Annotated in this window: 12 protein-coding genes; 9 read left to right on the top strand and 3 right to left on the bottom strand. The window is 72.0% G+C overall.

The window, feature by feature from the left end; all coding sequences use genetic code 11:
- Positions 1 to 26: 26 nt before the first annotated feature.
- The 6 genes from D2L64_RS23150 (at position 27) to D2L64_RS23125 (ending at position 6,905) form a co-directional block, all read left to right on the top strand.
- Positions 27 to 1,253, top strand: a complete 1,227-nt coding sequence (locus D2L64_RS23150; RefSeq protein ID WP_119579315.1) for a sensor histidine kinase — start codon at positions 27 to 29, stop codon at positions 1,251 to 1,253.
- Entirely contained in the window at positions 1,250 to 2,026 is a 777-nt protein-coding gene (locus D2L64_RS23145) for a LytR/AlgR family response regulator transcription factor (RefSeq protein ID WP_119579314.1), read from the top strand. Before D2L64_RS23150 ends, D2L64_RS23145 begins: the two co-directional genes overlap by 4 nt.
- 301 nt (positions 2,027 to 2,327) lie before the next feature.
- On the top strand, positions 2,328 to 2,690 hold the full coding sequence (locus tag D2L64_RS23140) for a DUF485 domain-containing protein (protein ID WP_199714727.1): 363 nt from the start codon (positions 2,328 to 2,330) through the stop codon (positions 2,688 to 2,690).
- Between the two features lies 1 nt (position 2,691).
- Positions 2,692 to 4,332, top strand: coding sequence for a sodium/solute symporter (locus tag D2L64_RS23135; RefSeq protein WP_119579312.1), 1,641 nt, complete (start codon positions 2,692 to 2,694; stop codon positions 4,330 to 4,332).
- A 132-nt stretch (positions 4,333 to 4,464) separates the two neighbouring features.
- Positions 4,465 to 5,229 carry an ABC transporter ATP-binding protein gene (locus D2L64_RS23130; protein WP_119579311.1) on the top strand — a complete coding sequence of 255 codons (765 nt, stop codon included), beginning with the start codon at positions 4,465 to 4,467 and terminating at the stop codon, positions 5,227 to 5,229.
- Entirely contained in the window at positions 5,214 to 6,905 is a 1,692-nt protein-coding gene (locus D2L64_RS23125; protein WP_119579310.1) for an ABC transporter permease, read from the top strand. The genes D2L64_RS23130 and D2L64_RS23125 overlap by 16 nt, the downstream gene beginning before the upstream one ends.
- Here the strand turns inward: D2L64_RS23125 and D2L64_RS23120 are convergent.
- A complete protein-coding gene (locus D2L64_RS23120) occupies positions 6,889 to 7,842 on the bottom strand; it encodes an endonuclease domain-containing protein (protein WP_119579353.1) in 954 nt (317 codons plus the stop codon). The genes D2L64_RS23125 and D2L64_RS23120 overlap by 17 nt on opposite strands.
- Before the next feature lie 186 nt (positions 7,843 to 8,028).
- On the opposite strand from D2L64_RS23120, the gene D2L64_RS23115 reads away from it, so the two are divergent.
- Positions 8,029 to 8,607: an AAA family ATPase gene (locus D2L64_RS23115; protein WP_119579352.1), complete on the top strand. Its 579-nt coding sequence runs from the start codon at positions 8,029 to 8,031 to the stop codon at positions 8,605 to 8,607.
- Positions 8,608 to 8,963: 356 nt separating this feature from the next.
- Here the strand turns inward: D2L64_RS23115 and D2L64_RS23110 are convergent, their stop codons facing one another.
- Together D2L64_RS23110 and D2L64_RS23105 are read right to left on the bottom strand one after the other, a co-directional pair.
- Positions 8,964 to 9,170 (bottom strand): DUF397 domain-containing protein, encoded by a 207-nt coding sequence (locus D2L64_RS23110; RefSeq protein ID WP_119579309.1) that lies wholly within the window; start codon positions 9,168 to 9,170, stop codon positions 8,964 to 8,966.
- Positions 9,167 to 9,967 carry a helix-turn-helix domain-containing protein gene (locus tag D2L64_RS23105; protein WP_119579308.1) on the bottom strand — a complete coding sequence of 267 codons (801 nt, stop codon included), beginning with the start codon at positions 9,965 to 9,967 and terminating at the stop codon, positions 9,167 to 9,169. Before D2L64_RS23105 ends, D2L64_RS23110 begins: the two co-directional genes overlap by 4 nt.
- A gap of 708 nt (positions 9,968 to 10,675) precedes the next feature.
- On the opposite strand from D2L64_RS23105, the gene D2L64_RS23090 reads away from it, so the two are divergent.
- Together D2L64_RS23090 and D2L64_RS23085 are read left to right on the top strand one after the other, a co-directional pair.
- Positions 10,676 to 11,548, top strand: coding sequence for a flavin reductase family protein (locus D2L64_RS23090; RefSeq protein WP_407663180.1), 873 nt, complete (start codon positions 10,676 to 10,678; stop codon positions 11,546 to 11,548).
- Positions 11,549 to 11,609: 61 nt separating this feature from the next.
- Complete coding sequence (locus D2L64_RS23085; RefSeq protein WP_119579306.1) at positions 11,610 to 12,584, top strand: NAD-dependent epimerase/dehydratase family protein; 975 nt, start codon at positions 11,610 to 11,612, stop codon at positions 12,582 to 12,584.
- The last annotated feature ends 61 nt before the right edge of the window (positions 12,585 to 12,645 follow it).

Below are 12,645 nucleotides of genomic sequence, written 5' to 3'. Positions count from 1 at the left end.
CGGCCACAACGAGCAGGATCGTCCGCGTGGGTGGCAACCTCTCCGCCGTCATCGGCGTCCTCTCGCTGGTCACCGCGCTGTCCGCGGCCCTGTACGCGGTCGCCCGGCTGCGCGGCCGGCGGGGCATCGCGACCGCCGGGCAGCGGGCCACCTACGAGGTGCTGCACACCGCCGGGCTGGCCGCCGAGCCGCTACGCGCCGGGCTGACTCCGGCGGGCGCGGCGAAGGCCGCCCGTCACCTGCGTACGCTCGTCGGCGCCGACGGGCTGGCGTTGACCGACACCGACCGGCTGCTCGCCCTCGACGGGCGCGGCGCACACCACACGGAGCAGCTGAGCGCGGCGGCCCGGCGGGTGGTGGCCGCGGAGCGGTCGACCGTGCTCGGCGAGTCGGAGCTGGCCTGCGACCGCATCGACTGCCCGGTCCGGGGGGCGGTGGTGGCGCCGCTGGCCGGCGCGGAGGGCCGGGTCGTCGGCGCCCTGGTCGCGGTGACCGACGACGTGCCCGCACCGGGCCTGGTGCAGGCCACCCTGGAGACCGCGCACTGGGCCGGCAGCCAGCTCGCGCTGGCCGAGCTGGACTCGTCCCGGGAGCGTCTGGCGCGCGCCGAGGTACGGGCGCTGCGGGCCCAGATCAGCCCACACTTCATCTACAACGCGCTGACCGCGATCGGTTCGTTCGTCCGTACCGACCCGGAGCGGGCCCGGGAGTTGATCCTGGAGTTCGCCGAGTTCACCCGCTACTCGTTCCGGGCGCACGGCGAGTTCACCACGTTGGCCGAGGAGCTGCGGTCGATCGACCGCTACCTGACCATCGAGCGCGCCCGGTTCGGCGACCGGCTCCAGGTACGCCTCCAGATCGCCCCGGAGGTGCTGCCGGTGACCCTGCCGTTCCTGTGCCTGCAGCCGCTGGTGGAGAACGCGGTCCGACACGGGTTGTCGCGCAAGCCCGGCACGGGCATGGTGAGCATCGAGGCCCAGGACGCGGGCGCCGAGTGCCACATCACGGTGGAGGACGACGGAGTGGGAATGGATCCGGGCACACTCACCGCCGGCATCGCCGCGCTGGCCGGGGCGACCGGTGACCCGGGGGAGGACTCGGGCCAGCACGTCGGGCTCTCCAACGTCGACGAGCGGCTCCGGTCGGTCTTCGGCAACGAGTTCGGCCTGGTCGTGGAGACAGGCGTGGGCTCCGGCACCCGGGTGAGCATGCGGGTGCCGAAGTTCCACCCCGGCGTACGGGCCGGTTCGTGACCGGCAACGGCACCGCCGCCCCTGGTTTCCTGCGGGTACTGGCGGTGGACGACGAACCGCCGGCGCTCGACGAGCTGGCGTACCACCTGCGGGCCGACCCCCGGGTGGTCCGGCTGCACACGGCCGGCGACGCCACCGAGGCGCTGCGGGTGCTGCGCGACGGCGACGTGGACGTGGTCTTCCTGGACATCCGGATGCCCGGCCTGGACGGCATGGAGCTGGCCCGGGTGCTGCGCCGCTTCGCCCGACCACCGGCGATCGTCTTCGTCACCGCGTACGACGACGGTGCGGCGGACGCCTTCGACCTCGGCGCCACCGACTACGTCCGCAAGCCGGTCCGCGCGGAACGCCTGTCGGAGGCGCTGCGGCGGGTGGTCGGCTCGCGGGTGGTGCCCGCCCACCCGGCCGCGCTGGCGCGCGCCGAGAAGGACCCGACCATCCCGGTGGAGTTGGCCGGCTCCACCCGGATGCTGCCCCGGTCGGCGGTGCGCTGGGTGGAGGCGCAGGGCGACTACGCCCGGCTGCACACCGCGGAGGATTCACACCTGGTCCGGGTGTCGCTGGCCACCCTCGCCGACCGCTGGGCCGATGCCGGGTTCGTCCGGATCCATCGGTCCTACCTGGTGCAGCTGCGGTTGATCGCCGAACTGCGGCTGGTCAACTCCGGGTACGTGGTGGTGGTCGACGGAACGGAGCTGCCGGTGAGCCGCCGGCACACCCGGGAGCTGAAGGACAAGCTGGTCCGGGCCGCCAAGCAGGAGTGGAACCGGTAGCGGACCGGTTGGGTGTCCCGTGCCGTCAACCCCACCGGGCCGGCGGCGTCGGCGGAGCCGCGTCACCGCAGCCCGGCAAGTTATCCACAGGGTCGACCGGTTGTCCACAGGTTGCCCACAGGGTCGGCCGCCGCTCGCTTGACAATCACCGCGATCCGGCCAGACTGCCGGAGTGGCTGCTGCCGACGATTCCGTTCCGGCGCCGGGCGCGGGGACGGGGGCCGGAAACCCGCACTGCGGCGCCGGTCCGGTGCCGGCGCAGGGTGGATCGTCGTCGGGTGCGCCGACCGGTGGCCGGCCGGTGCGGACCCGGATCGTGCTGGCCGAGGTGTCCCGGCGCAAGCACCGGGCCGAGGGTGCCCACACCGAGTTGACCCAGCAGACCCGCGTCGGTGAGGCACTGATCCGCGGGCTGGTCCGCGCCCAACTCGCCCTCGCACTGCAACTGTCGGCGGTGGTGCTGGTCGGGTTGGGCGGTTTGCCGCTGCTGTTCGCCATCGCTCCCGCGGTGGGCCGGATGACGGTGCTCGGGATCAACCTGCCATGGCTGCTGCTCGGCGTGCTCTCCTTCCCGTTCCTGGTCGCCGTCGGATGGACGTACGTGCGGCTGGCCGAACGCAACGAGCAGGACTTCGCCGACCTGGTCCAGCGGCCGGAGCGCTGAGATGGGCAACGACCTCGTGGTACCGGCGATCGTGGCGGTCACCCTGGTCACCGTCGCGATCGGCTTCTACGGACTGCGGTTGGCCCGCACCACCTCCGACTTCCTGGTCGCCTCCCGGGTGGTCAGCCCGACCTGGAACGCCGCCGCGATCGGTGGCGAGTACCTGTCGGCCGCCAGCTTCCTCGGCGTCGCCGGGCTGGTCCTCAAGTACGGCGTCGACGTGCTCTGGTACCCCGTCGGCTTCGCCGCCGGCTACCTGGCCCTGCTGCTGTTCGTGGCCGCGCCGCTGCGCCGCTCCGGCGCCTTCACCCTGCCCGACTTCTGCGAACTACGGCTCGGCTCCCGGCGGCTGCGTACCCTCGCGACCGTCTTCGTCATCTTCATCGGCTGGCTCTACCTGGTGCCGCAGTTGCAGGGCGCCGGACTGACGTTGGCCACCCTGGCCGGTTCGCCGTACCCGGTGGGTGCCGTGGTGGTGGCCCTGGTGGTGACCGCCAACGTGGCGCTCGGCGGGATGCGGGCCGTCACCTTCGTCCAGGCGTTCCAGTACTGGCTCAAACTCACCGCGCTCGCGGTGCCCGCGATCTTCCTGGCGTTGCAGTGGCAGGCCGACGGACGCCCGGCAGTGACCCCGCCCGAGGGGCCGACGTTCCGGACCGCGACCACCGTCGTGGTCGAGCACCGCGCCGTCCTCACGCTGCCCGACGGACAGACCCGGGAGGTACGCCCCGGCGACGAGTTGACCTTCGCGGCGGGCGAGCCGGTGCCGGAGGTGTCCGGGGTCGCCACCGGTCCGACGGACTGGCTGCTGCCCAGCGACGCGGGCTCCGACGACCGGGGGCTGTTCGCCACGTACTCCCTGATCCTGGCCACGTTCCTGGGCACGATGGGGCTGCCGCACGTACTCGTGCGCTTCTACACCAACCCCGACGGCGCCGCCGCCCGCCGCACCACGCTCGTGGTGTTGGCCCTGGTCGGGGTCTTCTATCTGCTGCCCACGATCTACGGCGTGCTGGGCCGGATCTACACCCCGCAGCTGCTGGTCAGCGGGCAGACCGACGCGGTGGTGGTACTGCTGCCCGAGGCGGCGCTCGGCGCCGGGACCACCGGCCGGCTGATGGCCGCCCTGGTCGCCGCCGGGGCGTTCGCGGCCTTCCTCTCCACCTCCTCCGGGCTGTTGACCAGCGTCGCCGGGGTGATCTCCACCGACGTGCTCGGCCGCGGCTCGGTGCGCGGCTTCCGGCTCGCCACCGTGCTCGCCGGTGGGATTCCCCTGGTCCTCGCCCTGAACGTCTCCGGGCTGGACGTCTCCCAGGTGGTCGGGCTGGCCTTCGCCGTCGCCGCGTCCAGCTTCTGCCCACTGCTGGTGCTCGGCATCTGGTGGCGCGGCCTCACCGACGCGGGCGCGGCGGCCGGGATCCTGGTCGGCGGCGGCGCGGCGGTGACGGCCGTACTGGTCACCGTGCTCGGACCGCCGCTCACCGGCTGGCCGGCCACCCTCACCGCGCAACCCGCCGCGTGGACCGTGCCGCTGGCCTTCACCGTGATGGTCGCGGTCTCGCTGGCCACCCGGCGCCGTACCCCCGCCGACACCGCCCGCACCATGCTCCGCCTGCACGCCCCCGACGTACTCCGGCGGTGACCCGAAGACCTGATCCACTCACCCGCCAGCGGGCCGCCCGGTTGCAGGTACGCAGGGTCCGACTCGCGGATGAGCCGTGAATCGTCCTCCGGTCGGGCGTCGTGTCGGGCGGGACCGGATACGGTCGGGCGCATGACTGGTGAGCACCCTGCACTGGCGCTGCGTGGCCTGGCCAAACGGTTCGACGGCAAGATCGCCGTGGCCGGTGTGGACCTGGACGTGCCGGCCGGCTCGTTCTACGGACTGCTCGGTCCGAACGGCGCCGGCAAGACCACCACCCTGTCGATGGCGGTCGGGCTGCTGCGGCCGGACGCCGGTAGTGCCTGGGTGCTCGGCCGCGACGTGTGGGCCGACCCGGTCGGCGCCAAGCAGCTGCTCGGCGTGATGCCCGACGGGGTACGACTGTTCGACCGGCTCAGCGGCGCCGAGTTGCTGGCGTACCACGGGCTGCTGCGCGGCATGGACCCGGCGGTGGTCGACCAGCGCGCCACCGAGCTGCTCGACGTGCTCGCCCTCGCCGACGCCGGCCGGACCCTGGTGGTCGACTACTCGGCCGGCATGAAGAAGAAGATCGGCCTGGCCTGCGCCCTGCTGCACGGCCCGCGCCTGCTGGTGCTCGACGAGCCCTTCGAGGCGGTCGACCCGGTCTCGGCAGCCCTGATCCGGGACATCCTCCAGCGGTACGTCACCGGCGGCGGCACGGTGGTCTTCTCCAGCCACGTGATGGAGGTCGTCCAGCGGCTCTGCTCGCACGTCGCGATCCTCGCCGACGGCACCATCAAGCGGGTCGGGACGTTGGAGCAGGTACGCGGCGAACGATCCCTGGAGGACGTCTTCGTCGAGGTCGTCGGCGGGCGTACGGCAACCGGTGAGGAGTTGTCGTGGCTGTCCCGGTGAACGCGCCGACGAGTCCGGTGCGGCGCGTCTCGGCGCGCCACTTCGTCCGGCTCAAGCTGCGCGTGATGGGCAACAACTTCCGGGGTCAGGGATGGCGGGCCGCGTTGTTCGTGGCCGGCTCGCTGATCGGGCTCTGGTTCGCGGTGGGCGCCTTCTTCGGTCTCGCGGCGCCCGGGCTGGCCGGTGACGACCGGTACGCGCTGCTGATCGCCGCGTTCGCCGGTGGGTTGACGGTGCTCGGTTGGTTGCTGCTGCCGCTGGTCTTCTTCGGCGTCGACGAGACCCTGGATCCGGCCCGCTTCGCGCTGCTGCCGCTGACCCGGCGGACCCTGGTCACCGGCCTGTTCGCGGCGGCACTGGTGAGCGTGCCCACGGTCGCCGTACTGGTGGCGCTCTCCGGTCTGGTGGTCACCGCCGGGGTGTTCGGCGGCTGGGCCGCCGCCCTGGTGGCGGCCGTCGGAGTGGTCACCGGCCTGCTCCTCTGTGTCGCGGCTGCCCGCGCGGTGACCAGCGCCTTCGCCTCGATGCTCCGGTCCCGTCGGGTGCGCGACCTGGCGGCGGTGCTGCTCGCGGTCGCCGCCGCGCTGCTCGGGCCGCTGCAGATCGCCGGCCTGGCCGCGATATCCGACACCGACTGGGATCGGCTCAGCGGGTTGGCGACGGTGATCGGTTGGACCCCGCTCGGTGCGCCGTGGACCGCCGGCATCGACGTGGCGCAGGGCCGCGCGTGGGCGGCACCGTTGAAACTGCTGATCACCGTGGCGACGATCGTCGCGTTGCTGGCCTGGTGGTCGCGTTCGCTGGAATCGGCGATGACCGGTACGGCGAGCGCCGGCCCGACGCGCGGCAGGCCGGAGGCGACCGGCGGCGCGGTGGCCCAACTGTTCCCGCGGGCCACCGGCTGGCTCCGCCGGGACCGGTTCGGCGCGCTCGTCGCCCGGGAAGCCCGCTACTGGTGGCGGGACGCCCGCCGACGGGCCAACCTGATCACCATCGCGGTGGTCGGCCTCTTCGTGCCGGTGATGGTGAACCTGGGCGGCCAGGGCTTCAGCCTCGACAGCGAACAGGGCTTCAGCCTCGCCGGGGACACGTCACCGTTGCTGGTCAGCCTCTCGATGCTCTTCGTCGGGCTACTCGCCGCGGTGACCCTGGCCAACCAGTTCGGCTTCGACGGCAGCTCGTACGCGGCCAACGTCGTTGCCGGCATCCCCGGCCGGCTCGAACTACGCGCCCGGATGGCCGCCTTCTCGCTCTACGTGCTGCCCATGCTGGCGGTGGTCGCCGTGGTGATCGCCCTGGTACTCGGCGAGCCGACGTGGATCGGGTTCATGGCGGGCACCCTGGTCGCCACCTACGGCGTCGGGCTGGCGGTCAACTCGTTCGTCTCCGTACTCGGCGCGTACTCGCTGCCCGAGACGAGCAACCCGTTCGCGATGAACAGCGGCGCCGGGGTGGCCAAGAGCTTCCTCACCCTGCTGGCCATGCTCGCCACCGCCGCGGCCGCGGTGCCGATGGTGCTCGCCGCCGCCCTGCTCGGCGACGCCTGGCTCTGGCTGGGCCTGCCGCTCGGGGTGGCCTACGGCGTCGGCGGGGCGCTGCTCGGCTCCTACCTGGCCGGCGACGTCCTGGACCGCCGCCGACCCGAACTGCTCGCCCTGGTCACCCCACGTCGCTAGGGCGGACCATGGCCGGTGCCCGCCCGGGACCAGCCGGACGTGCGCGGTGGCCCCGCGCACGCAGGGCGGCCCGGACCTCGGCGACGAAGCCGTCGAAGTCCTCCCGCAGGCGTCGCGCGGTCAGGTGCAGGACGATCCAATCACCGCCAACCAACTTGTTGAGCCGTCGACGATCCGAGTCGAACTGCGCTGGTTCGTCGTGCCAGAGACCGTCGTACTCGACCGCCACCCGGTAGTCCGGCCAGGCCAGATCGACGCGGGCCACGAAACGGCCCCGGTCCGACACCACCCACTGGGTACGTGGTCGAGGCAGCCCGGCCAGCACCAGCCGGACCCTGGTCCGGGACTCCTGCGGCGACTCAGCACCGGCATCCGCCAGACCGACCGCCCGAAGCATCGCCCGCCAGCCGCGGCGGCCCGCCCGATCGAGGGCGTACCCGCGAAGGGCCGAGACCTCCGTGAGTCGACGGGACAACATGGCGTCGATCACCACCACAGCCTCCACCAGGTCGAGCCAACTCGCCACGTCCCAGCAGGTGCGCTCGGGCGAGGTGACGACGGTGCCCACCCGGTCGACGACGTCCCCCGCGTCGACGGGCCCACGATGGACACGCAGGCCGGCGACCGAGCCGACGCGCACCCCACGGGGTACGAGGACATCCACCGCGTCGTCGGCACCGGCCCGCCAGCACCCGTACAGTGCGGCAGCGGACCGGCCGGCGATCGCCGCACCCGGCGGGACCAGCCATCGAGCGACCGCCTCACACCGGGTGCGATGGGTGACCGGCAGCTGAGCGTCGGCATACACGTCCCGGAAGAGTGGCCGCCAGGCGGAACTGCGCAGCTCGTTCCGGGTGAGCAGGCCACGGGCGACGGCCCGCGAGCCACGGAAGACGCGCCCCCGCAACTGCGGCGGTCGGCGAGAGGATCTGGGCATGTCCTCGACGATGACACCCGCCACGTACCGCGCGCTGCCCCTGTGGATAACCTTCGCTCAACCTCTGCCGGCAGTCTCCCGGCGGCCCCACACGCCCATGTGTCGACGAGCGCTGAGACTGGCCGCCGTTGACACCATGCGCGGCCCGACGCCGCGCGGTGGGCCCCGCGGAGCTATAACGACGTGATGGGAACAATCCCGACCCTTGTCATCGTCAGCGGACCGTCGGGGGCTGGGAAAACGACACTCGCGCACCTGCTCGCCCGGAGGATCGGCTGCCCAGCGATCTGCCGGGACGAGATCAAGGAGGGGATGGCCCACGCGGCCGACGACTTCGTTGCCGCACCGAGCGACGAGCTGACCCTTCGGACCCTGCCCACGTTCTTCAAGGTGCTGCAGCTGCTCCTGACCGCAGGCGTCACCACGGTCGCCGAGGCAGCCTTCCAAGACCGCCTCTGGCGCCCCGGCCTGCAGCCATTGATCGGGATGGCCGACATCCGGGTCGTGCACTGCCAGGTCACCGCACAGACAGCCTTTGATCGCATCCAGCGACGGCAGGACGAGAACTCGATCCGGCGTGCCCACGCCGACGCATACCTCGGCGACCATCAGATCCATGCCGTCGGCCACCACGGCTTCCAGCCCGTCCGGCTCGGCGTGCCCGAGATCGAGGTAAACACCAGCGACGGCTATCGCCCTGGACTCGACGAGATCGTCGCCTTCGTGAACGCCGGACGATCAGCAACCCGTGGTTACCTTCCGTAGCTTCGGAACTGGCCGTCCATGGGGAAATCCGGCTGGCCGCCGACACATGGGCGACCCGCATGATCGTGCTCGATCCAGGATCGAGTGGCCTCGTCGTTGCGTGGAAGCCACTCGATCCCAGATCGAGCGTGATCTTGCACTGTGGGCGGCGCACCTTCACACGACACACGGGTGCTCTTGCCCGGTGGGCGGCGCACCTTTACGCGATACACGCGCGATCCTTCGCGCACCCCGCGCACCCCGCGGACCCCGCGCGCACCCTTACGCGCACCCCGTGCACCCCGCGCGCACCCTTATGCGACACGCGCTGACCTTCCCGCGGGGCCGGCTCGGCGCGGGCACCGTCGGTGAGGCGATCAGCGGACGGCGGGGTTCGATGCCTCTCGGGTCAGGTCGAGGAAGGACCGCCAGGCGGTCGGCGCGAAGGCGAGTGACGGGCCGGAACGATCCTTGCTGTCCCGCACCAGCACCACCCCGGGCAGGTTGTCCGCCACCTCGACACAGTTGCCGCCCGTGTCACCAGAACGGGCCGACGTGCGCCAACGGGGTTCAGCAGCGGTCATGGCGTCACCTTCAGCTTTCGGATCAGATCCAGCGAGGCGCTCGTGGACAGTGCTTCGCCGAGCAGGCTATCCCACTTCCGGTCGATCAGACGGACCGTCTCGGGGTCGTTGACCACGTGCCCGCGGGCGGCGTTCTCCAGGTAGATCGCCTGCTCGCCGTCCGGCAGCTCGGCCAGCACGAAGCCGCCGATGAGGCCGACGTGTGCACCGACGCTGTTCGGGATGATGTGTAACCGGACGTGCGGCAGTTCCGCCTCCTCCAACAGCCGTCCGAGCTGTGCGTCGAGCACGGCTGGTCCGCCGACCGGCCGCCGCACCGCGCTCTCGTCGAGCAGGAAGACGCACTGCGGTGGATCTTCCTGCCGCAGCAGCTGCTCACGCAACAGCTGTTGCCGCTCGATTCGCACCGCCACCAGCTCGTCCACCATCGCCGGTGGCTGTAGCCCACCGGCCGAGATAACGGCTCGGGCGTACTCCTCGGTCTGAAGCAGGCCCGGTACCAGACAGGGTTCGAAGGCGCGCAGCCGAGTCGCCGCCTGCTCGTAGCCGCGCCACGCCGCGAACCAGGAGGGGCCGCGTTCCCGGTCGGCCTCCTTGAGTAGTTCGGCGAGCAGACCACCGGTTTGCAGCGCCTCGTCGGAAGCCACGGCGAACTCCATCGTCGGTCGGCGGCGGCCGGTCTCGATGGCGGCGATCAGCGACGGGCTCCACTTGATCAGGGTGGCGAGCCCCTCCTGGGACACGCCGGCAGCGGCACGGGCGGCCTTCAACGCCCTGATCCACATCTCGAAGTTCATCACTCACCCATCTGGTAAGTACGCGAACGCGCCGAGTAGTAACCGCTGGCATCCTCCCCTGCGGTGAGCGCGGAGTCCAGGGTGGAATCGCGCGGCCCGGCTGGTGGAGGCGACGACCCGGCGGCCGGTCCTGCGTCGGGTCGCCCCGGTCCTCCCCCGGCCGGGGCGACCCCCAACCCGGAGGAGGCCATCCCATGTCCAACGTGCTCCGCAGGTGGCGGAACGCCGCGTTGTGGGCGCAGCGCCGCTCGACACCATCCACCGCGAACCCGGACACCCACCGCTCGGCGCCATCCACCGCAAACCCGGACACCCGCCGCTCGGCGCCATCCACCGCAAACCCGGACACCCGCCGCTCGACACCATCCACCGCAAACCCGGACACCCGCCGCTCGACACCATCCACCGCAAACCCGGACACCGGCCGCTCGACCCACGCGGAGCGTCCGGGCACCGATCGGCCGACACCCGAGTCACGCCCGCATGCCAGTCCACTGGCGCCCACCCTCGCGGCGAATCAGCTCCCGAGTTGGGCTGCCTGGCCGACGGTCGCCGAGCCCCGGCCCGGCCGAGCCGGCTGGCTGACTCCCGCGCAGCACTGGCGGGCGAACGGGGGCCGCTGGTGACCGGGGCATCCGCCACACCGGAAAGATCAGCCTGGTGCAGACGGTCGGCTCGACCATGAGCCGCTTCGTGCCGCACCTCCCGATGCGACCGCTCTGGCGCTGTCGAGCGTGCGGGGCGCACTGGCCCTGCCAGCCGGCCCGGCTCTCGTTGCTGGTCGAGTATCGCAAGGATCGGACCGCGCTCCTGGTGTACCTCGGACTGCTGATGGCAGAGGCCCACACCCAGCTCAGTCAGCTCAACGGGCAGCTCCACCACGCCGACCTGCACGACCGGTTCCTGACCTGGGCACGGGCCCGCGGGCCAGCAGCACAGGTCCACGGGCCAGCAGCACAGGTCCGAGGGCCGGCCGCACGGGTCCACGGGCCAGCGGCACAGGTCCACGGGCCAGCGGGATCGGCCCGCGGGCCGGCAGCACGGGCCACAATGTTTCACGTGAATCCAGACCCGGGCGCCCAGATCCACCACACCGACCCGTTCGCCGTACCGGCCGGCCAACGTTCTCCGGTACGCCGGTTCCGGGGTCGGTTCGCCGCGCCGGTGACGCTCTGGACGGCGCCGGGGCCGGCCGGGTTGACCGTCTCCTCGACGTTGGTCGCCGACGGCACGCCGGGTCGGCTGCTCGGTCTGATCGACGCCGAGTCGGATCTGTGGGCGGCGATCGAGGAGGCCGGCCGGTTCGCGGTGGTGCCGCTCGGGCCGGGGCACCGGCAGCTCGCCGACCGGTTCGCCGGGCTGTTTCCGTCGCCGGGTGGCCTGTTCGCCATCGACGCCTGGACCGAAACCCCGTACGGTCCGGTGCCGGCGGACGCGGGCGGGTGGGCGGGTTGCCGGCTCGACGCTGCCCGGGAGTACGGCTGGAGCCTGCTGGTGGAGGCGACGATCGAGCAGGTGGAGCTGGTGGACGGGACCGAGCCGTTGCTGCATCATCGCGGCCGCTATCACGAGCTGCGTTGACCGGGGTTCCCGGCACGACGCGAGGCGTTGACCCGGGGCCTCTCCTTATAGGCTGGCGAACATGAAGGTGGAGCAGCGTTTCGGCCCCGGTCACCGGGTCCTGGTCACCGGCGGCGCCGGTTTCGTCCCCTCGCATCTGGTTGATGCACTGATCAGCCGCGGCTGCACCGTGGTCGCGCTGGACAACTTCGTCACCGGGTCCAAGGAGAACGTGGCCCACCTGTTCGACACGCCGACCTTCACCCTGGTCGAGGCGGACATCTCCGACGGGCTGCCCGCCCACCCGGCGTTGGCCGAGCGCTTCGACGCGATCCTGCACATGGCCTCACCGGCCAGCCCCACGGACTTCGAGAAGCTGCCGGTGGAGATCCTCCGGGTGGGCTCGGTCGCCACGCTGCACCTGCTGGACCGAGCGGTCGCCGACGGCGCCCGGTTCCTGCTCGCCTCGACCTCGGAGGCGTACGGCGACCCGAAGGAGCACCCGCAGCGGGAGACGTACTGGGGCAACGTCAACCCGATCGGCATCCGCAGCGTGTACGACGAGGCCAAGCGCTTCTCCGAGGCCGCGACGATGGCGTATCGACGCAGCCGGGGGCTGGACACCGCCATCGTACGGATCTTCAACACGTACGGCCCGCGGATGCGCCCGGACGACGGCCGGGCCATCCCGACCTTCATCTCCCAGGCGCTGCGCGGCGAGCCGATCACCGTGCACGGCACCGGCAACCAGACCCGCTCGATCTGCTACGTGGCAGACCTCGTCCGGGGCATCCTGCTGCTGCTGGACTCGACGCACAGCGGCCCGGTGAACTGCGGCACCGAGCACGAGATGAGCATGCGGGAACTGGCCGAGACGATCGTGTCGCTCTGCGGCAGCCGGTCCGAGGTGACGTATGTCACCCGCAGCGCGGACGACCCGGAGATGCGCCGACCCGATCTCACCCTCGCCCGCGAGGCGCTCGGCTATGAGCCGACGGTGCCGCCGGAAGAGGGCCTCCGACGCACGATCGACCATTTCCGCGAGCAGCTAGGGTAGCCGGTCCGACACGACGCGGCTGCCGGCTGAGGCTGCCGGTGGCCGGGGCTGCGTACCCTGA

Origin of the sequence: Micromonospora radicis, assembly GCF_003583405.1 — a bacterium.
Taxonomy (GTDB): domain Bacteria; phylum Actinomycetota; class Actinomycetes; order Mycobacteriales; family Micromonosporaceae; genus Micromonospora; species Micromonospora radicis.
Note: the sequence above shows the minus strand (reverse complement) of the source record. Positions and strands in the feature narration are given on the sequence as shown.